Here is a 26,762-nt window from a genome sequence, read left to right as displayed (position 1 = left end):
TATACAAGCAAACAATGGGAGCGCCTGATGTATGATTTTGCCGTGGCCTGGGACTGGCTGGGCTTCGCCGCGCGATGGCTGCATGTGATCACCGCCATTGCGTGGATCGGTTCGTCCTTTTACTTCATCGCGCTCGACCTCGGGCTTCGCCAGCGTCCCGGCCTGCCGGAAGGCGCGCATGGCGAGGAATGGCAGGTCCATGGCGGCGGCTTCTACCACATCCAGAAATATCTGGTCGCGCCCGCGCATATGCCTGAGCATTTGATCTGGTTCAAATGGGAATCCTACGCCACATGGCTGTCGGGCTTTGCGCTTTTGTGCATCGTCTATTATGCCGGTGCTGATCTCTATCTGATCGACCCCAATGTGCTCGACGTTTCGGCGCCCGTGGCCATCGCGCTCTCGATCGCCTCGCTGGCGCTTGGCTGGCTTGCCTACAACACGATCTGCAACCTGATGCTTGGCAAGAGCGACACGCTTTTGATGGTGCTGCTTTATGTCGTGCTGGTCGTGGTGGCCTGGGGCTATACGCATTTGTTTACGGGCCGCGCCGCCTTCCTGCATCTGGGCGCTTTCACCGCGACCATCATGTCGGCCAATGTCTTCATGATCATCATTCCCAATCAGAAAATCGTGGTTGCCGACCTGATTGCCGGACGCAAGCCCGATCCCAAATATGGCAAGATCGCCAAGCAGCGCTCGACGCATAATAATTATCTCACCCTGCCTGTCCTGTTCCTGATGCTTTCCAACCATTATCCGCTGGCTTTTGCGACGGAATATAACTGGATCATCGCATCGCTGATGTTTTTGATGGGCGTCACCATCCGCCACTGGTTCAACACCCGCCATGCGCGCAAGGGCAACCCGACATGGACATGGCTGGCGACGGTCATTCTTTTCATCCTCATCATCTGGCTTTCGACGGTGCCCAAAATTCTGACCGGCGAGCCGGAAGAGCAGAAAATCTCCGCGCTCCAGCAGGGCTTTATTTCCGATCCGCATTTTGAAAAAGTGCGCGACACGGTGCTGGGGCGCTGCGCCATGTGCCATGCCAAAGAGCCGGGCTGGGAGGGCATTATCGTAGCCCCCAAGGGCGTCGTCCTTGAAACCGACCGCGAGATCGCGTCTCATGCGCGCGAGATCTATTTGCAGGCCGGGCGCTCCCATGCCATGCCGCCTGCCAATCTAACCGGCGTGACCGATCAGGAGCGCGAGCTTCTCGCCTCCTGGTATGAATCCGCCGTTTCTGGAGCAAAGTAAGAATGAGCAGACTTCTCATCCGTGGCCGCGTGCTGAGTTTTAACGACGAGCCGCAAAGCCTGGAGGACAGCAATTCCTATCGCTATATCGAAGATGGTGCAGTGCTGGTTGAAAATGGCCGCATTGCGCGTCTTGGCACCTATGCTCAAATCAGCGCGCATTCAGGGGCCGATGTGCCGGTCGCCGATCATCGCCCGCACCTCATCCTGCCGGGCTTTATCGATACCCATATTCATTATCCGCAAAGCCAGGTGGTTGCGTCCTATGCCGCCAATCTTCTGGAATGGCTCAACACCTATACATTCGTCGCCGAACAGAAATTCGCCGACGAACAGCATGCCGAATTCATCGCAGAACGTTTTCTCGACGAACTCATTCGCCACGGCACGACCACCGCTGTCGCCTATTGCTCGGTGCATCCGCAAAGCGTTGATGCCTATTTCCGCGCCGCGCAGCATCGCAATATGCGTATGCTCGGCGGCAAGGTGATGATGGATCGCAATGCGCCGCCCGCACTCTGCGACACCGCGCAATCAGGCTATGACGACAGCAAGGCGCTGATTGCGCGCTGGCATGGCAAGGACCGGCTTGATTATGTGATCACGCCGCGCTTCGCCATCACCTCGACCCCGGAACAGATGGAAGCCAGCGGCGCGCTGGCGCGCGAGCATCCTCAATGTTTCATCCAGACCCATCTTTCGGAAAATCACGACGAGATCGCCTTCACGAAGTCGCTTTACCCCGATGCGCCGGATTATCTAGGCATTTATGAGCATTACGGGCTGCTGGGCGACAAGACGCTGCTTGGCCATTCCATCCATCTGGAAGAGCGCGAAGTCAAGGTGATGGCGGAAACAGGCTCCGTTGCCGTATTCTGCCCCACCTCCAACCTGTTTTTGGGTTCGGGCCTGTTCGACCGCGACCGGTTGAAGGCTGAAGGCGCGCGCATGGCGGTTGCAACCGATATTGGCGGCGGCACCAGCTTTTCCATGCTGCGCACCATGGATGAGGGCTACAAGGTCTTGCAATTGCGCGGACAGCGCCTGAACCCGTTCCAGTCTTTTTACATGATGACGCTGGGCAATGCGCGCGCGCTTTCGATGCAAGACAGGATCGGCACGCTTGATGAAGGCACGGAAGCCGATATTGTGGTGCTTGATTCATCCGCCACCTCGCCGATGCGGCTGCGCATGGCGGCGGGAGCCACACTGGAGCAGGAACTGTTTTTGTTGCAGACGTTAGGCGATGACCGTGCCATAGTCGAAACCTATATCGCCGGAAAGCCGCTCAAGGCGGGACTTTTATAGCCATCGGAACAAAATGACCGTAATCGCCGATCCGAAGAAATTCCTCACCAGCCTTTTCGATGCGGCAGTCGCCGCAGCAGACCCCGAATTGACCATCCGCGCCAACCTGCCGCAAAAGCCCAAAGGCCGGACCGTGGTGATCGGCGCGGGCAAGGGATCGGCGCAAATGGCCGCGGCCTTCGAGAAGGCGTGGGCCGAAAAACATACGGATGCACCGCTGGAAGGCGTGGTGGTGACGCGTTATGGCTATGGCGCACCCTGCGAGCGCATCGAAATCATCGAAGCCTCCCATCCGGTGCCGGATGCGGCGGGGCAGGAAGCAGCGAAGCGGCTTTTTGCGGCCGTCTCCGGCCTCACGCAAGACGATCTGGTGGTGGCGCTGATTTCCGGCGGCGGTTCGGCGCTTCTGCCGTCGCCGCCCGAAGGCATGACGCTGGAAGATGAAATCGCGCTCAACGAAGCACTGCTTGCATCCGGCGCGCCGATTTCGGCGATGAATGCCGTGCGCAAGCATCTCTCCACCATCAAGGGCGGCAGGCTGGCCGCCGCCGCCCATCCGGCGCGGGTGTTTTCGCTGGTGGTTTCCGATATTCCCGGCGACAATCCCGCTTTTGTCGCATCCGGCCCGACCGTGCCCGACGCAACCGATCGCGACGACGCGCTGAAATTCATCGAACGCTACCGGCTTGATCTGCCGCAGGCAGTCCTTGCCCATATCAAAGGGGAGAACTGCCATGCGCCGAAGCCGGATGATGCGGTTTTTGCCAATAACGAAGTGCGTGTGATCGCATCTGCCGCCGTGTCGCTTGAAGCGGCTGCGAAAGAGGCAAGGCGTCATGGCGTCGAGGCGGTGATCCTGTCGGATGCCATGGAAGGCGAGGCGCGCGAAGTGGCGCATGTCCATGCCGCAATCGCGCGCGAAGTGGCGGAGCGCGACCGTCCGTTCAAAAAGCCGGTGGTCATCCTTTCGGGCGGCGAAACCACCGTCACCATTCGCGAAAAGGGTGGCAAGGGCGGGCGCAACAGCGAATTCCTGCTCTCATTTGCGCTCGATATTGACGGCTATGCGAATATTCACGCGCTTGCCGCCGACACTGACGGCATCGATGGCTCTGAAAATAATGCCGGGGCCTTTGCCGATGGCGCGACGGTTTCACGTTTGCTGGAGGCTGGTGAAGAAGGTGCTGCACGGCTTGACGCCAATGATGCATGGACGGCTTTCAACGCGATCGGCGATCTGTTCGTACCGGGGCCGACCGGCACCAATGTCAACGATCTTCGCGCGATTCTTGTTCAGGACTAGAATCGTCGTCGAGCAATATGCGATTGGCCGCGCCGTCGAGATCTTCATACTGGCCGCTTTTCAGCGACCAGAGAAAAGCGCCAAGCCCCAGCGCGCCTAAAAATAGTGCGATGGGAATGAGGAACAAAAGTCCGCTCATTCAGCAGCCTCCTGCATGAGAGCGGCTGGTGTGGGCTTTGGCGTCGTGCGGGCGGTCTTCCGGCCCGCCCTGAGCCGCAGCGCATTGGAAATGACGACAATCGACGAAAACGACATCGAAAGTGCGGCGACAAGCGGCGTCACATAGCCGAAAATCGCAATCGGCACGGCGATCATATTATAGCCGATGGACAGCGCGAAATTCTGCCTGATCAGCCTGCCTGCTTCGCGTGAGACCGCAAGGGCAAGGGGGACTGCGGCAAGGCTTTCACGCAGGAACACGAAGTCGGCGGCGTTGCGGCCAATATCCGCAGCCGTCGCGGGCGCCATGGAAACATGGGCTGCAACCAGTGCAGGCGCATCATTGAGGCCATCGCCGACCATCAGCACCTTGCCGCCATCGCTGGCAAGCTCCTGCACCAGCTTCGACTTGTCGGCAGGCAGAACCTCGCCGCGATAATTCTCAACGCCGAGATAGCTGGCAAGCTTCTGCACTGCTGGCAGCTTGTCGCCCGACATGATGCCGAGCTTCACGCCCTCGCGCTTCAACGCGCCAAGCGCTGCCGCCGCATCCTCACGCGGACGATCCTCGAAATGGAAGGTCTCCACGAGCCTGCCGTCGATGGCAAGACAGGTCTGCGGCCCGGAAGCGACAATGGCATCGCTTTCCCCGCAGGCCCATTCGCGCTTGCCAAGCCGGTAGACAGTGCCATCAAGTTCCGCCTCGATGCCGGAACCGGGCACTTCCTCGATGCGGGTGAAGGCGCTCATCGGCTTGCTGCCGGAGAAGGCGGCAAGCGCGCGCGACAGCGGATGGCGCGAATAAAGCGAAAGCTCGGCTGCAATTTCAAGATGCTGCGGGTCGATGCTTTCCAGATCGATCAACCTCGGCTGTCCGAGCGTCAGCGTCCCGGTCTTGTCGAAGATCGCCGTATCGATCTCGGCCATGCGCTCCATTGCCGAGCCGTCCTTGATCATGATCCCGTTTTCAAACAGGCGGCGCGCGGCTACCACCTGCACGATAGGCACTGCCAGCGCCAGCGCGCAGGGGCAGGTGATGATGAGCGTGGAAATCGCGATATAGATCGAGCGATACCAGTCGCCGCCCGTATAGACCATCCAGCCGGCAAAGGCGAGAAAGGCGATGGAATGCACCAGCGGCACATAGAGTTCGGATGCGCGGTCGGCGAGGCGGCGATAGCGCGCGCGTCCGCCTTCGGCCACATCCATGAGCCGCACCATTTCGGCCAGAAACGAATTTCTGGCTTCTGCGGTCGCGCGAATGGTAAGCGGCGCGGAAAGATTGAGCGTGCCTGCGCGAATATCCGACCCCGGGCCGACCGGCACGGCATCGCTTTCGCCCGAGGCGATGGCGCAATCAAGTTCCGAGCGGCCTTCCTCGACGCGCGCATCGACCGGCACCCGTTCGCCTGCCGCCAGAATGATGCGCATGCCGGGGCGGATTTCATTGACCGGCAGGTAATTGCGTTCGTCGTTTTCGCCGATCACCACCGCGCCGCGCGGGCTGAGTTGCGCCAGCCCGCGCACAGCCGAGCGCGCCCGCTCGCGCATCATGTAATCGAGCGTGCGACCGATCAGCAGGAAGAACAGCAGCGATACCGATGCATCGAAATAGGCGTGCTCGCCATGATGCATGGTTTCATAGACGCTCATGGCGAAGGCCAGCGAAATGGCGAGCGCGATGGGCACGTCCATGTTCACGCGCCGCGCCCGCAGTGCGTTCCATGCGGATGAATAGAAAATACGGCCTGAAAAAATCAGCGTCGGCAGGGCGATCAGCCCGGAAATCCAGTGAAACAGATCGCGCGTTGCCGCATCCGCCCCCGACCACACGGCAACCGAAAGCAGCATCACATTGGAAGAGGCGAAAGCCGCAACGCCAAGTGCAATCAAAAGCCGCGTGAAGGTCGGGTCCTTCTCCTGCGCCATGTCGAATATATGCGCTTCATAGCCGATCTTGCGTAGCTTGTTGACCACATCCGGCGGCGTTTCGCCGTCCTTCCAGCGCACCGAAACCCGCTTGGACGTGAGGTTGACGCGCGCATAGACAAGACCCGGAACGTCCTTCAGCCCGTCTTCGATGGCCTTGATGCAAAGCCCGCAATGCACATCGGGAACCGAAAGTTCCAGCTGGCGCAGCCCATTGCCCAACACGCGGCTTGAAAGCGCCATTTCATCCGTTGAGACCGCCTGTGCGGCGACCGCTAGCTGGGCATTGTTGGCACAGCAGCTCATAGCATTCTTCCATTGCGGATGATGATGCGCAGAACATGGCGATAGGGATTGTCCAGCCCGGCATCGGTGTTGACTTCCATGATCCAGCTTCCCTCGCCAAGCTCGACGGGCGCGCGCAGCACACCTTGATCGATCACGGCCAGCTCGACCACCGTGTCATGCGCATCCCCCACCGGCCGCTTGAACTCCACCGTCGCGCCGGTGGCGGCAACCGCATTGCCGTCGCGGTCGGAGAGCCGGTAGGTGAAGACGCCGTTTTCATAGCTGGGCTTTGCCTGCCATTGCAGCGCTGCCTGCTCCTTGCCGGTCGCCGCTTTCGCATTGAACTCCTGGCTGGCGACATAGGTATTGGGAACCACCAGTCCGCTCCAGCTGTTGACGGCATTATAGGCCATCACGAGATTGACCGCGATGATGACACCGAAGAATGCCAGCATGATGCCCAGCATGTGCCAGCCGGTGAAGGTGCCTGAAGTTTTCGTTTTGACCGACATCATTTCTTCTCCGGAGCTATGAAAATTGCCTTGTAGCTGGCGTTTTCCGAGCCGTCATCGCTGCGCACTTCAATCCTGAAGTCGGAACGATGATCATGAATAGCATCTTGCGGCATGGTGACAAAGACGCGCAATGTCTTCAGGCGGTCGGGGTCGACCGGCACTTCATAAGTTTGTCCATCCGGTCCGGCATTTTCATCCTGTACCGCCAGGCTTGCCTCGGGCAGCCCGTCGATGGACAGGTGGAAGGTGCGCGGCGTCGGGATCATGTTGAGCAGCTTGACCGTATAGCCGTTACGGATCGATCCGTCGGACAAAAGCACATATTGCGGCGTGCGGTCATGCAGCACGTTGATGCCGATACGCTGGCGCATATTGAGCGAAACGACCAGCGACAGGCCGACCAGCGCCCAGATGATGAAATAGATCAGCGTGCGCGGACGCAGCACTTTCTTCCAGGACAGCGATTGTACCTTGTCCGAAAGCCTGTTGGGCGCTTCATAAACGCGGGCCGGATCGATGGACGCCGTGCCATTATTGGTGGCGAGCGCCATATTGGCGCTGTAGTCGGAAAGCGTCGCATAGGAAATCAGGCCGCGCGGCTTGCCGATCTTGTCCATGACGGAGTTGCAGGCATCGATGCACAAGGCGCAGGTGATGCATTCAAGCTGCTGGCCGTCGCGAATATCGATGCCCATCGGGCAGGCGGCGACACAGGCATTGCAATCCACGCAATCGCCCACCGTCTCGCCTGCGGCTATGGCCTTCTTGGAATGACGCGAACGCGGCTCGCCGCGCCAGTCATTATAGGTGACGGTCAGCGAGTTCTCGTCCATCATCGCCGCCTGGATACGCGGCCATGGGCACATATAGGTGCAGACCTGCTCGCGCATCAGCCCGCCGAAAACATAGGTCGTCCCGGTCAGGATGGCGACGGTGAAATAGGCGATCGGCTCGGCATGGCCGGTTACGAAATCCACCAGCAGCGTCGGCGCATCGGCGAAGTAGAAAATCCACGCACCGCCGGTAAGAACGCCGATGGCGATCCAGATCGAATGCTTGGTCACGCGCTTCCACAGCTTGTCGAAGGACCATGGCGCCTTGTCGAGCTTCATGCGCGCATTGCGGTCGCCTTCGATGGCGCGCTCCACGACCAGATAAAGATCGACCCAGACGGTTTGCGGACAGGTATAGCCGCACCATGCCCGTCCTGCGGCGGAAGTGGCGAGAAATAATCCCAGCCCCGCCATGATGAGCAGCCCCGCCACATAATAGAATTCCTGCGGCCAGATTTCGATGAAGAAGAAATAGAAGCGGCGGTTCGCCAGATCGATCAGCACCGCCTGATCGGGCGCATAGGGACCGCGATCCCAGCGCAGCCACGGCGTCAGGTAATAAATGCCGAGCGTCACGAGCATGACGAGCCACTTGAAGCGGCGGAATTCGCCCTTGACCCGCTTCGGGAAGATTTTTACGCGCGCCGCATAAAGCGACTGGCGCGTCTTGGGGGAATTGACTGCCTGAACGTCAATCCGTTCGACATCGTCTGTCATTGCCTTGCTCCTACCGCATCGGCCTGAGAGACGCATCGTTGTTGCCGTTTACAGACGATGCGTCTGTTATCGTGCCTACTGAAAAAACTGAAATTTCAGAACAGAAATTCCCTCTCAGAAGGCGTTTGGGTGAAAGACCCCGCGCAGGCTTGCCTCCACACATGCGCGGCGGCTCGATGTGCCGTGAGCTTCAATCGTGCTGAGGCACGATCAGCGCCGGTCCTTGTTCCAGTTTTCTCATGCCCCATTTCGGTACCGATATAAGGCTTGTGCAGTCGGGTTTCGAGCCGTGCGACCTTTCTGCACGCTAACATAACATCCCGCTCCGCTTGTTCGCGGAGCGGGATGCGATTATTCACCGCCACCCAGCGAGTGGACGAAAATGGCCAGCTGCTTGACGGTGGCATCGCCAAGGCGCGCTTCCCATGCGGGCATGACGCCGTGCTTGGGGCGGGCGACCTGACGCGCGATGGCGTCTTCGCCCGAACCGTAGAACCAGATCGCATCGGTGAGATTGGGAGCGCCGAACTCGCGCAGGCCCTTGGCGTCATCGCCATGGCAGACCGCGCAATTTTCTGCATAGACCTGCTTGCCGTCCGGAACCATTGCCGGATTGTGCGGCGTGCCCGAAAGGCTCACCACATAGGCTGCGACATCGCGAATCTGCTGCGGCTCAAGCACGTCGGCAAAGGCCGGCATTTCCGAAACGCGGGTTTCCCCGTCGTCGGTCGAACGCACGCCGTGGCGTATCGTCGCCAGAATATCGTCGACCGAACCGCCCCACAGCCAGTCGTCATCATTGAGGTTCGGATAGCCGGGAGCGCCTTGCGCGCCGGAGCCGTGACATTGCACGCAATTGACGCGGAAGGCGGCAGCGCCGCCCGCAATGGCGTATTGGCGCAGATTTTCATCGGCCAGGATTTCATGCACGTCCTTGGCGTTGATCTGGTCGATAATACCCTGACGCTCATTGTTGATCTGGGTGTTTTCCGCCCAGAAGGCGCCGCGGCTCGACCAGCCCAGCATGCCTTCCGTGGAACTGGATATGAGCGGCCATGCCGGATAGGCGATGACGTAAAGAAGCGACCAGAAGATCGTTGCATACCAGGTCCACAACCACCAGCGCGGCATAGGGTTGTCGAGTTCCTTGATGCCGTCCCATTCGTGACCGGTGGTCGAGACGCCGCTGACTTCATCAATCTGTTTTTCACTCATCTTTATCGTCCTTGAACGGGATATTCTTCGCATCATCCGCCTTCTTCTTGCTTCCGGGTCGGAAGGCGAAGAGAACTGCGGCGATAAAGAAGATCACCATGGCCAGAAGGCCCCAGCTATCGGCGAAAGTGCGCATGGTGTTGTAATCCATAGCCGCGCTCCGTCTTATCGTGCCTGGGGCGATTGGTCGTAGGTCGAGAAATCAACCAGCGTGCCGAGCATCTGCAAATAGGCGACCAGCGCGTCCATTTCGGAAATCACCTGCGGATTGCCGTCGAAATCGCCGACCCTTGCCTTGGGATAACGTTCCTCGACGCCGGATGTGTCGGCATTCGGGTCCGCCTGTGCCTGAAGATCGTTGAGCGCATTGTCGATCATGTCCTGCGTATAGGGCACGCCCACGGTGACATTGGCCTTGAGATTGGCGGCGATGTTGGACGCATCAAGCGGCTTGTTCATCAGGAATGCATAGCTTGGCATGACCGATTCAGGCACCACGTCGCGCGGGCGGATGAGATGCTGTACGTGCCATTCGTTGGAATAGCGTCCGCCCACGCGCGCAAGGTCCGGCCCCGTGCGCTTGGAACCCCACTGGAACGAATGGTCATACATGGATTCGGCAGCCAGGCTGTAATGGCCGTAGCGCTCCACCTCGTCGCGGAAAGGCCGGATCATCTGGCTGTGGCACAGATAGCAGCCTTCACGCACATAGATGTCGCGCCCCGCCAGTTCCAGCGGCGAATAGGGGCGCATGCCTTCCACTTTCTCGATGGTGTTTTCGAGATAGAAGAGCGGCGCGATTTCAACGATGCCGCCCACCGTGACGACCGCGAGCGAAGCGATCAGCAGCAAGGTGGCATTCTTCTCCAGTTTGGAGTGTTTATCCAGTACAGACATAAATCACACGCTCCTTATTCGGCAGGCTGGACAGTTGCGCCGGAGATTGAACGAGCGCCGCCCATGGGGGCCTCGCTGCGCAGCTCGCCGCGAATGGTCTGGTAGACGTTCCACGCCATCACCAGGCCGCCGGCAAGATAGAGCAGGCCGCCAAGCGTACGGATGACATAGTAAGGGAACATCGCAAGCACGGTTTCCGCGAAGGAATAGACGAGGAAGCCCTGATCGTCATATTCGCGCCACATCAGGCCCTGCTGGATACCGGCAACCCACATGGCGGCGGCATAGAGCACGATGCCGAGCGTCGCGAGCCAGAAGTGCCAGTTGACCATGCGGATCGAATAGAGCCGCTGGCGGTTCCACAGCCGCGGCGCAAGGTAGTAGACGGCGGCGAATGTGATCATGCCGTTCCAGCCCAGCGCGCCCGCATGAACGTGACCGATGGTCCAGTCGGTATAGTGCGACAGCGAGTTGACGGCCTTGATCGAGAGCATCGGGCCTTCAAAGGTCGCCATGCCGTAAAAGGCGATTGCCGCGACCATCAGGCGGATGATCGGATCGGTACGGACCTTGTCCCATGCGCCCGAAAGCGTCATCAGACCGTTGATCATGCCGCCCCAGGAAGGCATCCACAACATGATGGAGAAGACCATGCCCAGCGTCTGCGCCCAGTCGGGCACGGCGGTATAGTGCAGATGGTGCGGGCCTGCCCAGATATAGAGGAAGATGATCGACCAGAAGTGCACGATGGAGAGCCGGTAGGAATAGACCGGACGTTCCGCCTGCTTGGGCACGAAATAATACATCATCGCAAGGAAGGGCACGGTGAGGAAGAAGGCGACCGCATTATGCCCGTACCACCATTGCGTCACCGCATCCTGAACGCCTGCGAAAGCCGAATAGCTCTTCACGCCGAGGAAGGAGACCGGAACCGCCAGGTTGTTGATGATATGCAGCATGGCGATGGTGATGATGAAGGACAGGTAGAACCAGTTCGCCACATAGATATGCGGCTCCTTGCGTCGGAACAGCGTTCCCATGAACACGATGAGATAGGCGACCCAGACGATGGTGAGCCAGATGTCGACATACCATTCCGGCTCCGCATATTCACGCGATTGCGTGATGCCGAGCAGGTAGCCGGTCGCAGCCATGATGATGAAAAGCTGGTAGCCCCAGAACACGAACCACGCCAGATCACCGCCGAAAAGGCGCGCGCGACAGGTGCGCTGCACGACATAGAACGACGAGGCGATCAGGATATTGCCGCCGAATGCGAAGACCACGCCGGACGTATGCAGCGGGCGCAGACGGCCGAAATTGAACCAGGGTTCGAGATTGAGGTCGGGGAAAGCGAGCTGCGCCGCAATCAGGACACCCGCCAGAAAACCGACCACGCCCCAGAAAACTGTCGCAATCACACCATAGCGGATCGGTCCATCCAGATAGGTGGACTGATCGACTTTTTTGGGTGCCAGGCCGTAATCGGCATTGCGCATCAGCAAAATGGTGAAGATCGCAAGTGTTGCGAACAGAATCCACATATGGGTTCTGAACAGTTCATCATGAGAAAATCCGGCCAGAAGCACTGCGAAAAGTGCTCCAAGACCGGAAATGACGGTTCCAGCGGCGTAGTTCATGAAATCCCCTCGCAGCGCATGACAAAGGCTGCCCGACCGGACAGCAGTACAATAACTCCATATCCGCGATCAGCGAATATCTGTCATTGATCTAAATCAAATAGAACAAAAACGGAATGCGACCAAATGGATGCCTGAACGGGATTGCCATGTCGTAATTGCACAAGCGAATCAGATGGCGGGGCTGCTTGTCAGGCCGGAATCTATGGCCGGGCAGGGGGATTGAGTTCTGAAACAGCCATCGACGGGCCGGGTTGAACCCGGCCCGTTCTGGCCAGTGCTGGCCAGTACTGGGAGGAGCTTGACCCTTGCTGCCACCCGCACGCTGGATAGTGCAGCGGTCAAGTTACGCAACCCCGGTATCGGCATAAGAGTCCGGCTCCGACGCAATATGCCGGTGTGAAATATACCGGGTTGAAGCGTAGCGAATTATCACGGCTTTTTGCAAATAGTTCGCAATTGCATAATAAGGAAAAAGGCGCACCAGTCAACAGGAATATGGGTGGGTTCAGGCGCATTCCGAAAAGCATGAAGCGCTTTCGCAATAAAGCGTCCCCGCTGATTGGGGGAAAAGGAAAAGATTCTACAGGGGCTGGTTGGGAATGCTCAGCACCGCCAGCAATCCGCCTTCGGCACGATTGCTCAAATGCACGCCCCCGCCCATGCGCTTTGCCGCCATGGCCACGATGGCAAGCCCCAGCCCGCTGCCGCTGTCGTTTTTATTGGCGCCGCGAAAGAAACGCTCGGTGACATGCGGCATGTCTTCGGGTGCGATGCCGGGGCCGTCATCTTCGACGATGAAGGCCAGTTTTTCCCCGCCTGCTTCGAGCCTGCATCGCACACGGCCATCGGGTGGCGAATGGTTGACCGCATTTTCGATCAGATTGCGGGCGGCAATCATGAAAAGATGCGGATAGGGCAGGGAAAGCGGCGGCGGGTTCTCCGGTAATTCGATGGAAACATTGCGCTGTGCGGCCAGCATGCGCATATCCATCGAGATCGCTGCCAGCAGCGCGCCCGCAGGCTCGCTTGCGCCCGGTTCCATTTCATCTTCGGCTTCAAGCGCTGCCAGATCGAGCAGCTGGCTGACGAGGCGGCTGGTGCGGTCGACGCCCGCCGCAATCTGCCTTACGGCATTGTCACGGATATTTTCATCCGCGCTTCCAGCCGCAATCTGCGCCTGCGTCTTCAGCCCCGCAAGCGGTGTCTTGAGTTCATGCGCGGCAAAAATTGCAAAATGGCGTTCGCGTTCGCGCGCTTCCTCCACGCGGTGAAACAGCCCGTTGAGCGCCGTAACCACCGGGGCGATTTCAGATGGCAGCCTGTGTTCGGACAGGGGGCTCAGGTCTTTTGCCTCGCGCCTTGAAAGGATGGCGGCAAGGCGGCTGAGCGGTTGCAAGCCGCGCCGCACGCTAAGCCAGATCAGGATTGCAAACAGCGGCAGCATCAAAAGCGCTGGCAGGCCGACGCCTGTCACCACCGTCTGTACCAGCCTGTCGCGCACTGCGAGACTGTCGCCCACCATGACGCGCATGCCAAGCTGCGTGTTCTCGACGGCAAAGACCCGCCAGCGCTGGCCTGCGACGACGGTGGTGGAAAAGCCGTTGCCCGCCTGCGTCAGCTGATCGCCCGGCGCATGTTCGGACCGTCCCAGAAGCTTGCCGTCCAGCGACCATATCTGGCAGAAAAGCTGCCGGTCATAGATCGGAAAACCCGGCAATGGCTTGAGCGAAAGCTGTGCGCCGTCGCCATCCGGCGTGACACCCACGCGGCGTTCGGTCAGCAGCGAATTGACCATGCGCGCGGCTTCCATCAGCCGCGCATCGAGCACTTTTTCAAGCTGCGACTGTGTGCTTGCATGAATCCAGACCACGGCAAACAGCCACACCAGGCAGGTAATGCCGATCAATATGCCGGTTAGACGACCGCGGATCGAATTCATCTCTATGCCCTTGCAAGCCGGTAGCCGACCCCGCGCACCGTCTCTATGAAGCCTGCGCCGAGCTTGGATCGCAAATGATGGACATGCACTTCCACGGCATTGCTTTCCACTTCCTCCTGCCAGCCGTAAAGCGTTTCCTCCAGCGTGGATTTGGAGATTGTCGCTGTCGGACGCTCCATCAGGGCGCGCAGGATGGAAAACTCGCGCCGCGTCAGCCGCAGCGTTTCGCCATGCAGGCGCGCGGACATCTCCGCCGGATCAAGCTCCACGCCGCGCCAGTTCAGCGTCGCGCTGGCGCGCCCCGTGCCGCGGCGGGCGATTGCCCGCACCCGTGCCGCCAGCTCATGCAGGTCGAAGGGCTTGCCGACATAATCATCCGCGCCCGCATCCAGACCGGCAATGCGCTCGGACACCTGGTCGCGTGCAGTCAGCAGCAGCACCGGCGTTTCGTCGCGCGCCTGCCGCATGGATTTGAGAACATCGAGGCCCGAACCATCCGGCAGCATGAGATCGAGTACGACGGCATTATAAGTCTGCGCGGCAATCGCTGCTTCCGCATCGCTGCAACTTGGCACCGTATCCACCGTGAATCCGGCCAGCCCGAGGCCGACGCTCAAGCCATCGAGCAGGATTGGATCATCTTCGATCACCAGAATGCGCATAGGTTTCCGTTCCAACTCACTTGAGCGTGAAGTCTCTGAAAAAGACCGTTCCGGCGGTTTCTCTCCCTGCCAGCTTAAGACTGCCTTAAGGTGGCGGCCTTATCCGCGATTTACAACCGTCCTGTTCTTGCGGCCGCGCGAATCGACTAAGAGCGCGCGAGACTGATATTCGAAATTTCACCATGACAGGCTTTTTAAATGACCGGCTGGGGGCATCCATTGCACGCTGCAAACAAGACGAAAACAACCCGCATTGGAGCGGCCCGGCTCGCTGTGATCCTCGGCCTGCCATTTCTCGCAGCCGCCTGCACGAGCGTCCCCGTGGTGGAAACCGTTCCCGTCATCATGCCCCAGCCGGTCGCAGCAGCCCCCGCGCCGGAACCCGTAATTGAAGCGCAGCCGGAAGTTCATACCGCAAAAAGCGAATATGAAGTGATGTATGGCGCGGTCAATGATGGCGGCAATCATATTCCAGCGCTTGACCTCGACAAGATAGCCGACCGCAATCTGCGCAGGCAGGTCAGCTACAATACCCATTATCCGGCGGGAACCATCGTCGTCGATCCCCATGCGCGCTATCTTTATCTGGTGCAGCCGGGCGGCAAGGCCATGCGCTATTCGATCGGCGTCGGGCGCGCCGGCATGGTTTTCACCGGCGAGGCGGAAGTCGCCTACAAGGCGCGCTGGCCACGCTGGACCCCGACGCAGAACATGATCAAACGCAATCCCGAGCATTACGCGAAATATGCCAGGGGGCTTGAAGGCGGCATCCGCAATCCGCTTGGTGCGCGCGCGCTTTATCTTTATCGTGACGGTAAGGATACGCTCTATCGCATCCATGGCACCAATGAGCCGTGGAGTGTGGGCAAGGCCGCATCCTCGGGCTGCATCCGCCTTTACAATCAGGATATTCTCGACCTGCACAAACGGGTTTCCAACGGAAGCCGCGTGGTCGTTCTAAGCAAGTCTCAATCGGGACAGGGGGCAAGCTGATGATCGCTCGCCGCCAGATATTGCTTGCCGGTGCCGCCGGCGCCGCCGCATTGGCCTTCGGCCCCCATAAAAGCCTTGCCCAGCGCTTTCCGGGCGTGGCGGAAGTCCTTTATGATCCGGAAAACCCCGTGCTGGGCAATCCTCTTGGCGATGTCACCATCGTCGAATATTTCGATTATCAATGCTCTTATTGCAAAAGCGGCCATGCCGGTCTGATGCAGGTCGTCAAGAATGACGGCAATGTCCGTCTGGTCTTGAAAGACTGGATAATCTTTGGCGAGAATTCCGCCTATGCATCGCGGCTGGTTCTGGCCGCTGAAAAATCCGGCAATTATATCAAGGCGATGGAAGCCTTGATGCAGACGAAAGGCCGCCTTTCCAAAGAGCGGGTGCGCGCGGCGCTGGAAGAGGCGGGGCTGGATCCCGGAAAGCTGGAAGCCGATTACGGGGCGGATTCAGAGCGGATCAACGATCTTCTGAGCCGCAATATGGATCAGGGTGAAGCCTTCAACTTCAGCGGGACGCCGTCTTTCGTGATCGGCACGCGACTTTATGGCGGCGTGATGCGCGAGCAGCAATTGCTGGATGCGATCCGCGCAGCGCGCAAGGCGTGAACGACAATAAATTTGAAAGCAGGCAGCGGAGTGCGCACATTATTGTGTTGAATTAGGTTTTCTTCATAGTGATTATGAGGATAACGGACATGAACCTGATGACGACACATAAGCACGAACTGGGGCACGATCTTGACGAAAGCCGCTGGCAGAAAGTGCTGGCGCGCGATCACGCATCGGATGGCGAATTCGTCTATGCGGTGCGCACCACCGGCGTCTATTGCCGCCCATCCTGCCCGTCGCGGCGGGGAAAGCGCGAAAATGTGCAGTTTTTTCAATGTGTTGAAGAGGCAAGGCGCGCGGGCTTCCGGCCCTGTATGCGCTGTCATCCTGATCTCAACTCAACGCTTGCCGCGCAGAACAATGCCCGCCACGCCGATATGGTCGCAAGCGCCTGCCGTTTTATCGAAGCTGCGCAGGAAATACCCGCATTGGAGGAAATCGCCAGCGCCCTCAACACCAGCCCCGCGCATTTGCATCGTATTTTCAAAGGCTTGACGGGCTTGACGCCCAAAGCCTATGCGGATGCGCACCGCGCCGGTAAAATGCGCGCAGCACTCAAAACCCCGCAGACGAGCGTAACCGAGGCCATCTATGATGCAGGCTATAATTCCTCCAGCCGCTTCTATGAAGCTTCCGATAAGATTCTGGGTATGAAACCAAAGGCTTATAAGTCAGGCGGCGACAATGAAACCATTCGCTTCGCGATCGGCCAGTCCTCGCTTGGGGCGGTGCTGGTGGCGCAAAGCGATCACGGCGTCTGCGCCATTCTGATGGGCGACGAGCCGGAAGAACTCATCCGCGATCTCGAAAAACGTTTCCCAAAGGCCGAACTTGTCGGCGCCGACCGGGATTTCGAGGATCACATCGCGCAGGTGATTGGTTTTGTCGAAAATCCCCGCATCGGGCTTGACCTGCCGCTCGACCTGCGCGGAACCGCATTCCAGCAGCGCGTCTGGCAGGCGCTGCGCGAAATTCCCGCAGGCGAAACCCTGAGCTATAGCGAACTTGCGCAAAAGCTTGGCCTGCCGAAATCCACCCGCGCGGTCGCCGGAGCCTGCGCCGCCAACAAGATCGCAATCGCCGTTCCCTGCCACCGCGTGGTGCGCAATGATGGTGGCTTGTCCGGCTATCGCTGGGGCGTCGAACGCAAGCGCGATTTGCTGGAAAGGGAACGAAAAAGCTGAAAAACAGAGCCGCAAAATGCGCATTTTTGCACTTCAGAAGCCCGTTTTGAGATAAATCAGGCTCGATTTTCCAAAAACGCCATGCGCAATTGTGCAAATTTTGTGGCGAAGCCGCTTTGCGTCTATAGAGTCTCCAATCGCGGAATCATCAAAGGAGAGTTCTCATGCGCGTGACCATCTATGGCATCAAAAATTGCGACACCATGAAAAAGGCGCGCAACTGGCTGGATGATCACGGCATTGAATATGCCTTCCATGATTACAAAAAAGATGGTCTCGATGCAGACACACTCGATGGTTTTTTGAAAAATATCGAATGGGAAAAACTGCTCAACCGGGCAGGCACCACCTTCAGAAAACTGCCCGAAGAAGAGCGTCAGAATCTTGATGAAGACAAGGCGCGTGAACTGATGCTGGCGCAGCCTTCCATGGTCAAGCGCCCGGTGCTCGAAAAGGACGGTGCAATGACGGTTGGCTTCAAGCCGGATCAGTATGAGGCCTTTTTCAAGTCCTAGAACATTTCCAGCAAAAGTGTGAAACACCTCCGCAGGAAAATCAGTTCACTGGACTGATTTCTCTTCCTGCTTCGATGTGTCAGGATAATGCGTGAAAACAAATATCTTGAGAACGCCCATGCGCCAGCGATTGAACAAGGTTTTTCAGCAATGGTCGGTTAGCTGGCGCGATTCACTGGTCGCAGCGGTTGCGGGCGGGGTGGCGTGGCTGCTCTGCCAATGGATGCTTGGCCAGCCGCGACCGGTCTTTGCCATGGTGGCGGCGGTGGTGTGCCTGGCGCCAAACCTGCCCAATCATGGCAAGCAGGCCATCGGCATCATCATCGGGGTAACGACCGGGGTGTTGGTGGGCGAGCTTTCGCTTTTATTACCCGAAACGACGCCCGTTCTGCATATGAGTGCTGTAACCTTTGCGGCGATGGTGCTGGCCACGACTTTCGGCCTGGCCCCGGCTATTGCCATCCAGTCGGGCATTTCGGCCATACTGGTTCTGGCACTGGGGCCGCAGGCGGCGGGTGTGACGCGCCTGATCGATGTGCTGGTTGGAGCAGGCGTGGGGCTGTTATTCAGCCAGATTTTGCTGACCCCCAATCCGGTGCGGGTGATCGACCGGGGCGTCCGCGGCCTGACGGACAGAATCGTCTCGGGCCTGAAGCAATGTGCCATCGCACTTGAAAAACAGGATATGGTGCGTGCGCAAAATGCCGTCAATCAGTTCGCAAGCGCCCAGCAGGCGGTCGTCGCGCTGGGTGAGGGTATTGCGCTGGCGCGCTCCAATGCGCGCTGGTCGCTGCGCGGCCGTCTCATTGCACGCGAGATCAGCGAAATGGCCGGGCGCTATGACCGGCGCGGCATTCGCCTTTATGCCTGTGCCTTGCTGTTTGGCGAAGCGGTTGGCAATGCCTTGCGCAAGAAGGAAACTCCGCCGCCGGAATGGGTTTTGCGTTCGTTGCGGATAGTGATCGACAATTGCGCGGTGGAGGAAAGCGAGGCGGCGCAGCGTCTTACACCCATGCCGGAGAATATCGCTTTTGGCTGGCGTGACACCGCTTTCCGGCTGCAAGCGGTCAATGAGGCATTGCTGCATTTCCTCCATTCGGCCCACCCGGACAGTATGACGGTGCCCGAACGCAAGGCATAGTCGGAATGAATATTCCGATCAGAAAAATTCAATTGCCCACGAATAGGCGAGGCGTATGTTGCCGCCCATGAATCAGATATACGCCTCACAAGACCCGCACCAGACCGCCTTTCAATATGCCTTAGGCGGATTTCTCACCATGGCGGCGGCCATGGGCATCGGGCGCTTCATCTATACGCCGAGCCTGCCCGGCATGATGGCCGATATAGGCTTCAATGCCGCCGATGCGGGTTTCATCGCTTCGGCCAATTATATCGGCTATCTGCTGGGCGCGATCGCGGCAGGCTATGGCTGGTCGGCGGGGATCGAGCGCGCAACCGTGATTACCGGTCTCGCCGCAAGCGCGCTTTTATGTCTTGCAATGGCCTTCTTCAATGATGTCTGGCTGTTTTCCGCAATCCGCCTTGCCGCAGGTTTCATCAGCGCGGTCACCATGATCCTGTGCACCGCCATCGTTCTTGGCCATGTCGCGACCGCGGGACGGACAGGATTGGGGGCGCTGCATTTTGGCGGGGTCGGCTGCGGCATCGCGCTTTCCGCCATGCTTGTCGCAGGCGGCAGCTATGCCGGGCTGGGCTGGCGCGCGGACTGGATCGGATCGGCGATCCTCACCGCACTGATTATCGTGCCGGTGGCCTTGCTGGTCAAAAGCGGACCGGTCGGTGGCAAGAATGGCACGCGCGAGCCAAAATTGCCCAAAAGCTTCGCTTTCAATGCGCTGGCGCTGGCCTATGGCATTTTCGGTTTCGGCTATGTGATTACCGCGACCTTCCTGATCGCAATCGTCCGTTCCAGCGAGGGCGGGGCGACGATGGAAGCCGCCGTGTGGATCGTGACCGGCCTTTGCGCCGCCCCATCCATCTGGCTGTGGTCGCCATCGGCGCGAAAACTGGGCCTGTTCACCGCATTTGCCCTGACGGCCATACTCGAAGCCATCGGCGTTGCCGCAAGCGTGGTGCTGCCGCCACCCATCGGCCCTCTGGTCGGCGGCGCGCTTTTAGGCGGAACCTTTATGGCATTGACGGCTTTCGGCCTTCAGGCCGCGCGGGTGCTGGCGCCGCTTTCGCCCAAAAAAGCCCTGGCGCGCATGACGGTATGTTTCAGCATCGGCCAGATCATCGGGCCGCTGGTGGCGGGCTTGATGGCGCAATATTCCGGCTCGTTCACATTGCCCAGCCTCGTTGCGGCCTTCTCGCTGGTGATCGCGGCCATGATCGGCCTTGCTGCGGGCCGTAAACGATAATTGATTATGAACGATGCGGCTCGCCTGCCTGCTGGTCGATGCTGTCAAGATAGTTCTTGTAAGTCGTGCATTTGACATCGGCCATGGTGCAGACTTCTCCGACCAGCCGTTCCATGGCGCGCCAGTAAGCGCCGTCATTCATCAGCACGAAATGAAAGCCGAGTTGAAGCGGCACGCGCTCGCCCGCATATTGTTTGTCGAAGGCTGCGCGGAACGCCCTATAGGTGCGCTCCTCGAATTGCGCCGATTGCAGCGGCGCTTCCTTGCCCTTGGAATGGCGCACATAGAGATTGTAATCCATGCCGATAATGGGTCGCTGCGAAGGGCCTTCGGGAATGAGCGGCAAGCCGAAAGAGGCAAAGCTGCCAGAAATTTTGGGGTGTTCCGGCCCGCTTGTCACGGCGGAAGCCTGATAGCGGAAGCCGCTGGCTTTCAGCGCCTCCTGCACCGGCCTCGCGCTGGCCAGATAGGGCGCGCGAAACCCCTCGATGCCGTTGCGAACGAGCGCCTGCCAGCCTTCCGGCTCGCCCTTGATGCCGTTGTTGCGATAGGCCCCGGCCATGATACGGCGAAATTCCGCGATTTCCTTGCTCCAGTCGGCGGTGGACCACTCGGAGCCGTCGAAATGGCCGCAGCCATGGCTGGCCATTTCATGGCCTTCCAGATGCGCCTGCCAGATATTGTCGAGCCGGGTTACGACTTCTTCATGGCTTAAGGCAAAGCCGACATTGGAGGCTCCCGCCTTTCTGCGCGGCGGCTGATAATCGCGGCGGTCCTTTTTGGTCATCAGAAAGACGCAGGACAGGAAATAGGTGAAATGCGCGTCATGTTTCCTTGCAAGCTCGCGCGAGCGTGTCCACAGCCTGTTGTCATGCGCACCATCAAATGAGATGAGCACATATTGCGGCTTGGCCGTCTGCGCCTGCGCCTGCGCCGGATGGGCGGCAAAAGCAAGGACGGAGGCAACAGCAAGGATGGACCGAATAATACGCATGGGAAATGAACGCCGGGCTGGGGGAAAGATTGCTTTGTGTATCTTGAATGTGGCGAAGGTCGGACAGAAATGCATATTGTATGGCCGCTGGCTGCTTATTTCGCGCTCGGGTCTTACATATGGCGCGAATTACGACTAAAAGCGCCGGAATAGACCTATCCAAGATCAACAGAATGGCGGACCATGGCAGACGACAGTTTCATTCGCGAGGTAAACGAGGAACTCCGTTCAGAACAGATGAAATCGATCTGGCGGCGTTTCGGGCCGATTCTGATGGGCGGTGCCGTTGCTCTGGTTCTGGGAACCGCGGGCATGGTCGGCTATCAGCATTGGTCCGACAGCAGGGCGTCGGCTTCGGGCGACAAGTTCCTTGCAGCGCTCGATCTTGCCGCAGAAGGCAAGAACGACGAAGCGCTGGCGGCTCTCGATGATCTGGAAAAGACCGGCTATGGTTCCTATCCGGTGCTGGCGCGTCTGCGCGCGGCTGCGGTTCTGGCCGAAAAGGGCGATGCGGCGGCAGCGGTTGCGGCTTTCGACAAGGTTGCTGCGGATAATGGCGTGCCCTCGCAATTGCGCGATGTCGCGCGCCTGCGTGCGGCCTATCTGCTGGTCGACAGCGGTTCTTACGAGGATGTGGCAAGCCGCGTCGAGACGCTTTCGGCGGACGGCCACCCGATGCGCGGCAGCGCGCGCGAGGCGCTGGGGCTTGCGGCATGGAAGGCCGGACGTTTCGACGATGCCTTCAAGCTGTTCGACCAGCTTGCCAATGATAATCTGGTGCCGGCGAATATTCGCCAGCGCGCCAACACCATGCTCGATCTCATGCGCGGCGCAGGCGTTGCCGCGCAAGGCTGAGATCGGACGATCCGAATTCTGGAGTCACTTCGTTTCATGGGTATTCAATGAGTTTCACCCTCGCCATCGTCGGGCGTCCCAATGTCGGCAAGTCCACGCTGTTCAATCGCCTCGTCGGTCGCAAGCTGGCGCTGGTGGACGATCTGCCGGGCGTCACGCGCGACCGGCGTATCCATGACGCAAAGCTTTACGACCTCAAATTCGATGTCATCGACACGGCGGGTCTTGAAGAAGCCGCCAATGACAGTCTGGAAGCGCGTATGCGCGCCCAGACCGAAGCGGCCATTGCCGAAGCCGACGCCATTCTTTTCATCATCGACGCCAAGGCGGGCGTAACGCCCGCCGATGGAACTTTCGCCGAATTGGTGCGCCGTTCCGGCAAGCCGGTGGTGCTGGTCGCCAACAAGGCCGAAGCACGCGGCGCGCATAGCGGCCTTTATGACGCCTTCCAGCTCGGCCTTGGCGAACCATGCCCGATTTCCGCCGAACACGGACAGGGAATGCCCGATCTGCGCGACGCCATTGTTGAGCTTCTTGGCGAAGAGCGCGTCTTTGCGCATGAGCGCGAAGAGGAAGAGGCGGATGCAGCCTTTGCGCCCGCCGCCGTTGGCGCGCTGGTCGGCGACGACATCGAAGACCCGGATGAGGAAGTCATTCCGGCCTATGATGCAACCAAGCCGCTGCGCATCGCCATTGTCGGACGCCCCAATGCGGGCAAGTCCACCATGATCAACACGATGCTGGGCGAGGACCGCCTGCTGACCGGGCCGGAAGCAGGCATCACGCGCGATTCGATCTCGGTCGATTGGGAATGGCGTGGCCGCAAGATCAAGCTGTTTGACACCGCTGGGCTGCGCCGCAAGTCGCGCGTTCAGGAAAAGCTCGAAAAGCTTTCCGTCGCCGATGGCCTGCGCGCCATCCGCTTCGCCGAAGTGGTCATCATCGTGCTCGATGCGACGATTCCCTTCGAGAAGCAGGATTTGCAGATCGTCGATCTCATCATCCGCGAGGGCCGCGCGCCGGTCATCGCGTTTAACAAATGGGATCTGATCGAAGATCGACAGATGGTGCTGGCCGATCTTTACGAAAAGACCGCACGCCTTCTGCCGCAGGTGCGCGGCCTGCGTGCCGTGCCGATCTCTGGCGAACGCGGGCAGGGCCTCGACAAGCTGATGGAAAATGTGGTGGCGACCCATGAAATCTGGAACCGCCGCATTTCCACCGGACGCCTCAATCGCTGGCTGGAAGGGGTGATCGCCCATCAGCCACCCCCGGCGGTATCGGGCCGTCGCCTGAAGGTGAAATATATGACGCAGGTCAAGACCCGCCCGCCGGGCTTCGTGGTTTCCTGCTCGCGCCCCGATGCGATGCCGCAATCCTATGTGCGCTACCTCATCAACGGGTTGCGCGAAACTTTCGACATGCCCGGCGTGCCGATAAGGCTTTCCTTGCGCACCTCCGACAATCCCTTTGCCGGACGCGCCAAAAAGCGGAAATGATAAAAGCCCGGATTTTCCGGGCTTTTCTATTAGTGGCACAATGCTTTTAATCAAAAATTAATCAATCTTTTCAAATAGTAAACGCTTATCTGTTAACCAGTCATCAAGGTTAATACTCCATTATCGGGACAGTAAGTATCCCAGTTTCGAGTGGAGTTTCCGGTGCGCCTTGTATCCATACGAGGGCTGTTTGGCCGATCAAAAGCGGTTGCCGAGCCGGTATGGCATTATCCTGTCACGGGCTATTGCCCTGAGGATGGTCGCTATTATGGCGTGCGGGCAAGGCCGCGCCAGTTGCGTCGCAAGCATCGGCTTGCGCCTTTGCTGATCGCGTCCGTCGCCTGGATTTCCAACTCCGGCACGATCGCCTTGCAGGACATGGCAAGCCTTGTTCCCGCCGCCGATATTGCCGGTCATCGCTGGACGGCCTTTGTCGCAAAAGCCCCGGTCGGCTCGCTGCATCAGGCGGAGATGCCCTTTGTCGATGCAACGACCGTAACGGGCAGCATCGCCACCGCGGGCATCGAAGTGCCGGGCATCGGTCGCGTGGCGCTTTCGGGCGGGCATAAAAATGGGAAACTGGGCATCGATGATCCCAACCCTGACGAAAACCGCATCAATCGTTCCGACAAGACCAGCCGTATCGTCTCGGTAAAACCCAAGGCTCCGGCGCGCGCTTTCAGCGCGGGCAGCATGTTTGAAAAAATCAGCATGATCACCCATCCGCAGGAAAAGACCGATGCGCTGATGGCTTTCACCAATTCCGACATCGAGGGCAAGGAAGTGCAGATCGCGATGGCCTTCCATGCGATCAAGCGGCAAAAACCCAAGGCCGACCTGCCGGTGCAACTGGCAAAACTGGTCAATAATCCTCAGCCCGACGTGCTGGCGCTCGGTTATGCGCCCGCAAAGCCCGATTACGGCAAGACCTCTCCCTTTGAAGCCATTCTTGAACCCGAAGCCGATGCGGGCCGTTTTGTGCCGCCCATCGGCGAGGAGGATCATGCCTGGGCTGCAACACCGCTGCCCGCCGAATCATTCGGCAAAAAAGAACAGCAATGCCTGGCTGAAGCGGTTTATTATGAAGCGCGCGGCGAAACGGTCAAAGGGCAGGTGGCCGTGGCGCAGGTGGTGCTCAACCGCGTGCGCAACCCTGCCTATCCCGGCACGATCTGCGGCGTCGTCTATCAGAACCGCAACTGGCGCAATGCCTGCCAGTTCTCCTTCGCCTGCGACGGGCAGAAGCATCGCATCACCGAACGGCCGCAATGGCGCATGGCGCAGCAGGTCGCAAAAACCGTCACCGCCGGACAAATCTGGCTGCCGGAAGTAGGCTCCGCCACCCATTATCACGCCACCTATGTCCGCCCCTTCTGGGCGCCGACCATGGAGAAGCTGACCAAGATCGGCCTGCATATCTTTTATCGCACCTATGGCGGCGGCTGGAGCTGATGGCCGCACACGAATATTTGTCCATCCGGGCGCTTGAAGCCGCTTGCGATTGGTGAATCTATGGGTGAGCGTGCCGTGAATTGATTCCAATTTTTGCCCCTATCGTGTGGCACTCATGCGACTCTGGCCGGAAAATGAGTCGCACTATCGGCTAAGCATCTAATTTTCCATGATAAAAAACCTCTTGCAGCAATTGCTTGAGCGCCTTGACTAGCGCGCACTGTGTCAATATGTTGCGCGCAACTTGGAAATGGGGTCGATGCCCTGCATTTCTTGCAAAAAGGAGCTGACATGGCGCGCGGGACTGAACCCGGAAAGCCATCCGGAGCCGGTAAGGATGCGGACAGGAAACCCGTTTCAGGGGAGCTGGACCAGCGTTTGAATCGCCTTGAGACCGAACTGGTCAAAAAAGGCGTTTTAAAGGTGCCGGCCCCTCAAGAGGAGCGATCAGGATCATCGGCTTCGATCGCGCAGGCCATGAAGCTGTCCAGCGAATTCATCGCGGGCATCGTGGTCGGGGCGCTGATCGGCTGGGCACTTGATCGTTTTGCCGGAACGAAGCCTTGGGGATTGATCATATTTCTCCTTCTGGGTTTTGCTGCCGGCACCCTCAATGTGCTGCGATCGTCAGGATATATTGCCGAACAGGGCAATATTAAGTCTGACGGGGAAAAGCACGATAAGGATTAAGTCTTCGCGGACAGGCGCAAAATGTTCGCGTATAGACACATGAGACAACGGGACGCTATGTCCAGAGTGAAACGCCTTCGGGCAGGCAATTGCCTTTCGGCAGGCCGATTGCCTACCGGCAGGGATGACAGACGAGGTTAAGGTGGCGAACGATCCGATCCATCAGTTCCAGGTTTCCCGGTTGATTCCCATCGATGTAGGTGGTCTGGACCTCTCGTTCACCAATGTTTCGGCCTTCATGGTCGCAACCGTGGTGCTCGCATCAGGCTTTCTTTATTTCACCTCGACCAGTCGCGGCCTCATTCCGAGCCGTCTTCAGTCGGTTTCGGAAATGGCCTATGAATTCGTGGCGACCAGTCTGCGGGATTCGGCGGGTTCGAAGGGCATGAAGTTCTTCCCCTTCGTCTTCTCGCTGTTCATGTTCGTGCTGATTGCGAATTTCATCGGTCTGGTGCCCTATTTCTATACGGTCACGAGCCAGATCATCGTGACTTTCGCGCTCTCGCTGCTCGTCATCGGCACGGTCATTTTCTATGGTTTCTTCAAGCACGGCCTGGGCTTCCTCAAGCTTTTCGTGCCGCAAGGCGTGCCGGGCATCATCGTGCCGCTGGTTGTCGCCATTGAAATCATCTCGTTCCTGTCGCGTCCGATCAGCCTCTCGGTTCGTCTTTTCGCCAATATGCTCGCAGGCCATATCACGCTCAAGGTCTTTGCGGGCTTTGTGGTCTCGCTGGCTGCGATCGGCAATGTCTGGGGCATTGGCGGCGCTGTGCTGCCGCTGCTCATGACGGTCGCGATCACGGCGCTCGAATTCCTGGTGGCGTTCCTCCAGGCATACGTCTTTACCGTTCTCACCTGCATGTACATCAACGACGCGGTACATCCGGGACACTGAGTTCTAACCGGCGG

Annotated in this window: 25 protein-coding genes; 14 read left to right on the top strand and 11 right to left on the bottom strand. The window is 59.0% G+C overall.

Features of this window, described 5'->3' with window-relative positions:
• Window positions 1-27 precede the first annotated feature (27 nt).
• From DKP76_RS01050 to DKP76_RS01040, 3 genes are read left to right on the top strand one after another with little or no spacing between them, the layout of a single operon-like run.
• Complete coding sequence (locus tag DKP76_RS01050) at window positions 28-1,263, top strand: urate hydroxylase PuuD (protein WP_109704575.1); 1,236 nt, start codon at window positions 28-30, stop codon at window positions 1,261-1,263.
• Between the two features lie 2 nt (window positions 1,264-1,265).
• Entirely contained in the window at window positions 1,266-2,570 is a 1,305-nt protein-coding gene (gene guaD, locus DKP76_RS01045; protein WP_109704574.1) for a guanine deaminase, read from the top strand.
• Window positions 2,571-2,583: 13 nt separating this feature from the next.
• A complete protein-coding gene (locus DKP76_RS01040) occupies window positions 2,584-3,873 on the top strand; it encodes a glycerate kinase type-2 family protein (protein ID WP_109704573.1) in 1,290 nt (429 codons plus the stop codon).
• Here DKP76_RS01040 and ccoS read toward each other — a convergent pair.
• The 10 genes from ccoS to DKP76_RS00990 all read right to left on the bottom strand — a co-directional run bounded on the left by ccoS (window position 3,839) and on the right by DKP76_RS00990 (window position 14,670).
• Complete coding sequence (gene ccoS / locus DKP76_RS01035; RefSeq protein WP_109704572.1) at window positions 3,839-4,012, bottom strand: cbb3-type cytochrome oxidase assembly protein CcoS; 174 nt, start codon at window positions 4,010-4,012, stop codon at window positions 3,839-3,841. The genes DKP76_RS01040 and ccoS overlap by 35 nt on opposite strands.
• Entirely contained in the window at window positions 4,009-6,267 is a 2,259-nt protein-coding gene (locus DKP76_RS01030; protein WP_109704571.1) for a cation-translocating P-type ATPase, read from the bottom strand. Before DKP76_RS01030 ends, ccoS begins: the two co-directional genes overlap by 4 nt.
• Window positions 6,264-6,761 carry a FixH family protein gene (locus tag DKP76_RS01025; RefSeq protein WP_109705116.1) on the bottom strand — a complete coding sequence of 166 codons (498 nt, stop codon included), beginning with the start codon at window positions 6,759-6,761 and terminating at the stop codon, window positions 6,264-6,266. Before DKP76_RS01025 ends, DKP76_RS01030 begins: the two co-directional genes overlap by 4 nt.
• Entirely contained in the window at window positions 6,761-8,314 is a 1,554-nt protein-coding gene (ccoG, locus tag DKP76_RS01020; RefSeq protein ID WP_109704570.1) for a cytochrome c oxidase accessory protein CcoG, read from the bottom strand. Before ccoG ends, DKP76_RS01025 begins: the two co-directional genes overlap by 1 nt.
• A 351-nt stretch (window positions 8,315-8,665) precedes the next feature.
• Complete coding sequence (gene ccoP, locus DKP76_RS01015; RefSeq protein ID WP_109704569.1) at window positions 8,666-9,529, bottom strand: cytochrome-c oxidase, cbb3-type subunit III; 864 nt, start codon at window positions 9,527-9,529, stop codon at window positions 8,666-8,668.
• The gene (locus DKP76_RS01010) at window positions 9,522-9,680 is read right to left on the bottom strand and encodes a cbb3-type cytochrome c oxidase subunit 3 (protein WP_109704568.1); all 159 of its coding nucleotides are present in this window, start codon (window positions 9,678-9,680) and stop codon (window positions 9,522-9,524) included. Before DKP76_RS01010 ends, ccoP begins: the two co-directional genes overlap by 8 nt.
• Window positions 9,681-9,694: 14 nt before the next feature.
• Window positions 9,695-10,426: a cytochrome-c oxidase, cbb3-type subunit II gene (ccoO, locus tag DKP76_RS01005; RefSeq protein WP_109704567.1), complete on the bottom strand. Its 732-nt coding sequence runs from the start codon at window positions 10,424-10,426 to the stop codon at window positions 9,695-9,697.
• Window positions 10,427-10,440: 14 nt separating this feature from the next.
• Window positions 10,441-12,066, bottom strand: coding sequence for a cytochrome-c oxidase, cbb3-type subunit I (gene ccoN / locus DKP76_RS01000; RefSeq protein WP_109704566.1), 1,626 nt, complete (start codon window positions 12,064-12,066; stop codon window positions 10,441-10,443).
• Window positions 12,067-12,649: 583 nt separating this feature from the next.
• Window positions 12,650-14,008, bottom strand: a complete 1,359-nt coding sequence (locus DKP76_RS00995) for an ATP-binding protein (RefSeq protein WP_109704565.1) — start codon at window positions 14,006-14,008, stop codon at window positions 12,650-12,652.
• 2 nt (window positions 14,009-14,010) lie between these two features.
• Window positions 14,011-14,670, bottom strand: a complete 660-nt coding sequence (locus DKP76_RS00990) for a response regulator (RefSeq protein WP_109704564.1) — start codon at window positions 14,668-14,670, stop codon at window positions 14,011-14,013.
• A 198-nt stretch (window positions 14,671-14,868) separates the two neighbouring features.
• Here DKP76_RS00990 and DKP76_RS00985 point away from each other — a divergent pair, with 198 nt between their 5' ends.
• From DKP76_RS00985 to DKP76_RS00960, 6 genes are all read left to right on the top strand, one after another.
• Complete coding sequence (locus tag DKP76_RS00985; protein WP_109704563.1) at window positions 14,869-15,663, top strand: L,D-transpeptidase; 795 nt, start codon at window positions 14,869-14,871, stop codon at window positions 15,661-15,663.
• Complete coding sequence (locus DKP76_RS00980; protein ID WP_109704562.1) at window positions 15,663-16,277, top strand: DsbA family protein; 615 nt, start codon at window positions 15,663-15,665, stop codon at window positions 16,275-16,277. The genes DKP76_RS00985 and DKP76_RS00980 overlap by 1 nt, the downstream gene beginning before the upstream one ends.
• An 89-nt stretch (window positions 16,278-16,366) precedes the next feature.
• Entirely contained in the window at window positions 16,367-17,464 is a 1,098-nt protein-coding gene (ada, locus tag DKP76_RS00975; RefSeq protein WP_109704561.1) for a bifunctional DNA-binding transcriptional regulator/O6-methylguanine-DNA methyltransferase Ada, read from the top strand.
• A 164-nt stretch (window positions 17,465-17,628) separates the two neighbouring features.
• The gene (locus tag DKP76_RS00970) at window positions 17,629-17,979 is read left to right on the top strand and encodes an ArsC family reductase (RefSeq protein ID WP_109704560.1); all 351 of its coding nucleotides are present in this window, start codon (window positions 17,629-17,631) and stop codon (window positions 17,977-17,979) included.
• A gap of 118 nt (window positions 17,980-18,097) precedes the next feature.
• Entirely contained in the window at window positions 18,098-19,120 is a 1,023-nt protein-coding gene (locus DKP76_RS00965) for an FUSC family protein (RefSeq protein WP_109704559.1), read from the top strand.
• A gap of 67 nt (window positions 19,121-19,187) precedes the next feature.
• Complete coding sequence (locus DKP76_RS00960) at window positions 19,188-20,363, top strand: YbfB/YjiJ family MFS transporter (protein ID WP_109705115.1); 1,176 nt, start codon at window positions 19,188-19,190, stop codon at window positions 20,361-20,363.
• A gap of 4 nt (window positions 20,364-20,367) precedes the next feature.
• On the opposite strand, the gene DKP76_RS00955 is transcribed toward DKP76_RS00960, so the two are convergent.
• The gene (locus DKP76_RS00955) at window positions 20,368-21,357 is read right to left on the bottom strand and encodes a polysaccharide deacetylase family protein (protein ID WP_109704558.1); all 990 of its coding nucleotides are present in this window, start codon (window positions 21,355-21,357) and stop codon (window positions 20,368-20,370) included.
• Between the two features lie 183 nt (window positions 21,358-21,540).
• Between DKP76_RS00955 and DKP76_RS00950 the strand changes: the two genes are divergently transcribed.
• The 5 genes from DKP76_RS00950 (at window position 21,541) to DKP76_RS00930 (ending at window position 26,748) form a co-directional block, all read left to right on the top strand.
• Window positions 21,541-22,212, top strand: a complete 672-nt coding sequence (locus tag DKP76_RS00950) for a tetratricopeptide repeat protein (protein WP_109704557.1) — start codon at window positions 21,541-21,543, stop codon at window positions 22,210-22,212.
• A gap of 47 nt (window positions 22,213-22,259) precedes the next feature.
• Window positions 22,260-23,711, top strand: coding sequence for a ribosome biogenesis GTPase Der (gene der / locus DKP76_RS00945; protein WP_109704556.1), 1,452 nt, complete (start codon window positions 22,260-22,262; stop codon window positions 23,709-23,711).
• 162 nt (window positions 23,712-23,873) lie between these two features.
• Window positions 23,874-25,163, top strand: coding sequence for a cell wall hydrolase (locus DKP76_RS00940; protein WP_109704555.1), 1,290 nt, complete (start codon window positions 23,874-23,876; stop codon window positions 25,161-25,163).
• A gap of 291 nt (window positions 25,164-25,454) precedes the next feature.
• Window positions 25,455-25,853, top strand: a complete 399-nt coding sequence (locus DKP76_RS00935; RefSeq protein ID WP_109704554.1) for an AtpZ/AtpI family protein — start codon at window positions 25,455-25,457, stop codon at window positions 25,851-25,853.
• A 142-nt stretch (window positions 25,854-25,995) separates the two neighbouring features.
• Window positions 25,996-26,748, top strand: coding sequence for a F0F1 ATP synthase subunit A (locus tag DKP76_RS00930; RefSeq protein WP_109705114.1), 753 nt, complete (start codon window positions 25,996-25,998; stop codon window positions 26,746-26,748).
• Window positions 26,749-26,762: the final 14 nt, after the last annotated feature.

The sequence above is a fragment of the Falsochrobactrum shanghaiense genome (assembly GCF_003149535.1).
In the GTDB taxonomy this organism is placed as follows: domain Bacteria; phylum Pseudomonadota; class Alphaproteobacteria; order Rhizobiales; family Rhizobiaceae; genus Brucella; species Brucella shanghaiense.
The sequence above is the reverse complement of the archived record's forward strand: the minus strand, read 5'-3'. Positions and strand labels throughout refer to the sequence as shown.